The organism is Nonomuraea sp. NPDC003201, assembly GCF_053590415.1.
This window is the reverse complement of sequence record NZ_JBSFTC010000653.1, coordinates 1-2491: the sequence shown is the minus strand read 5'-3', so window position 1 is coordinate 2491 and position 2491 is coordinate 1. Positions and strand designations below refer to the sequence as shown.

The window sequence follows — 2491 nt, the reverse complement described above, 5'->3', positions numbered from 1 at the left end:
CCAGTTCTCGTTCCAGCTGGTGCCGTTGGGATGCCACTCCGACATCCACGTCGGCCGTTCCGTCGGCAGCGGGGAGTCCACGGGGGTGGCGTAGCTGTGCCCGGTGTGGACCTTCACCCAGCGACGGGCCTCGGCGTCGGCCTCGATCGCGGCCGTGTACGCCCTGGCCTCCGTCCAGCCGACCGACTCGCAGCACACCACCCGCACGCCCGAGGCGATGGGACCGAGCACCTTGACGAACTGGGCGGCCTCCTCGGGCGTGAAACGCATGGAGGCGTACAGGGCCGTCCAGTCGGGCTCGTTCGCGAACCCCAGGTCGGTGATCTGGATGCCTTCCCGCGCGTAGAACCTCGTGTACTGCACCAGGTAATTCGCGTAGGCGTGCCGCCACTCCGGCTTCAGCCTGCCGCCGCTCCTGTCCTCGCCGGTGTCCTTCATGTAGCCGGGCGCGCTCCAGGCGACGGCGAAGAACCGCCGCACGCCGTACTCCTGCGCGGCCTTGGCCAGCCACACCTGGCCGTTGTCGTCGCCGTCCCACACGTACTCGGGCGGGGCGTCCGGGCCGCCGGGGTCCTCGGGCTGGATCGACACCATCTCGTCGTACGGGCTGCCCGCCGGGGCCGAGCCGATGCCGAGCCGCAGAATGCTCAGCCCGGCGCCCTTCTCGCGGCTGAACCACAGGTCGAGGATCTCCCGCTGCTTGTCCTCCGGGAGGGCCCTGACGAGTTCGTTCCGCCGGAACGCCATGGAGATCCCGAACCCGTCGATGCTCTGGTGCCGGACTCCATCGTCGATCGTGATCGCCGGTGGATCGGCCGGCAGGGGTTCGTTCATCACGGGAGCTCCGAGCATGTGACTGCGACGACCTTGCTGGCGACCATCCTGCCCGAACCCTGGATCCGGTGCCGTGACGGGTCGCCCGCGTTGAGTGCCACGGGCAGGCCGGCCAGGTCATTGGCCGACGCGACCGCATATTAGTGATCGATCACTTTAGCGTCAACGCTAGGCTGTCCCGCAAGGAGCGAGGAAAGGGGGTCCCCTTGGGCGAGGCCGAGACGCCGCGCGTCACGATCCACGAGGTGGCCCGGCGCGCGGGCGTTTCCCACCAGACGGTTTCCCGCTACTTCCGCCACAACGAGGGCTTGAAGCCGGAGACCCGCAGGAAGATCGACCTGGTCGTCCAGGAGCTCAACTACCGGCCCAACCTGGTCGCGCGCTCCATGCGCACCCGGCGCACCAACCGGCTGGCGATCACCCTTCCCGCCTCCACCTATCTGTGGCCGGTACGCCTGCTCAGCGCCGCCTCCACGGCCGCTCACGCCGAAGGCTTCCAGCTGGAGGTCGTCAGCATGGAGGGCGACCCCCGCGCCAGGGCGGAGCGGATCCTGGAGCTCGCGGGCTCGGGGCAGGTCGAGGGCATCCTGTCCTTGACGCCCCTCGAGATCGACCCCGGGGCGTCTCCGGTCCCCATCGTCGTCACGGGTGACTACGACGACAACCTCCGCAGCGTCAACGAGCTCGCGGACGCCTCTCCGATCCGCGAGATCATCGAATATCTCGCCTCGCTGGGGCACCGAGTCTTCTTCCACATCGCCGGCACGCAGACTTTCGCCTCCGCCCGCAATCGCAAACTGCTCTACGAGCAGACGATCAAGCAGCACGGGCTCACGTCGTACGGCATCGCCCTCGGGGACTGGAGCCCGCAGTCCGGCTACGACGCCGTCCGGGGCCTGCCCGAAGGGAGCGGCGTGACCGCCGTCGTCGCCGCGAACGACCACGTGGCCATGGGCGCCGTACGAGGAGCGCTCTCCCGGGGCTGGCGCGTTCCCGACGACGTCAGCGTGTTCGGCTGGGACGACGAGGAACTCGGGCGCTTCGCCAGCCCGTCGCTCTCCACGGTGGCCGTCGATCGCGAGGTTCAGGGGCGGGAGGCCATGGCCAAGCTCATCGCGGAAGTCCGGGGCGAGCCGGTGCCTGAATCCCCCTCACGGTCGATCAACCGGGTGATCGTACGCGAGACCGTGGGTCCGCCACCGTACGCGTGCGAGCAGGGCGGTGTGTGATCGATAACGCATGGGCCGACCAATAGCTGCGACGGCCACCAACCCGCCCCGCTGAAACTTTCACCCTGCCTTGACATGCGTCGGCCGCCGCCCTTACACCGTTGGGTGTTATCGATAACGCACCTCATGCATCGGATCGGCAGAGAGAGTTGCGCGATGTCCAGACGTAGACCCTTGTTGACCGCCTTAGCGGTCGTGGCGCTCGTCGTCCTGGTGACCACCGGCGGCCCGGCGCTGAGCGCCAGCCTCGGCACCACCACCACACCCGCGGTCAGCGCCTTGGCGGCGACTGCGGGATGCGGCAAGGCTCCAGGACTGGCGAGCGGTACGCGTTCGATCCAGACCAGCGGCAAGAACCGCAGCTACATCCTCAAGGTCCCCGACAACTACGACATGAACCACCCCTACCGGCTGATCTTCGGGCTCCA

Annotated in this window: 3 protein-coding genes; 2 read left to right on the top strand and 1 reads right to left on the bottom strand. The window is 68.4% G+C overall.

Annotated features, from left to right (window positions below; all coding sequences use genetic code 11):
- A partial coding sequence (locus ACWDX9_RS62320) for a glycoside hydrolase (protein ID WP_449973285.1) occupies positions 1-834 on the bottom strand: 834 nt, incomplete at its 3' end.
- Positions 835-1040: 206 nt separating this feature from the next.
- On the opposite strand from ACWDX9_RS62320, the gene ACWDX9_RS62315 reads away from it, so the two are divergent.
- Positions 1041-2063, top strand: a complete 1023-nt coding sequence (locus ACWDX9_RS62315) for a LacI family DNA-binding transcriptional regulator (protein WP_449973284.1) — start codon at positions 1041-1043, stop codon at positions 2061-2063.
- 156 nt (positions 2064-2219) lie between these two features.
- On the top strand, positions 2220-2491 hold a 272-nt coding region (locus ACWDX9_RS62310; protein WP_449973283.1), incomplete at its 3' end, for a hypothetical protein.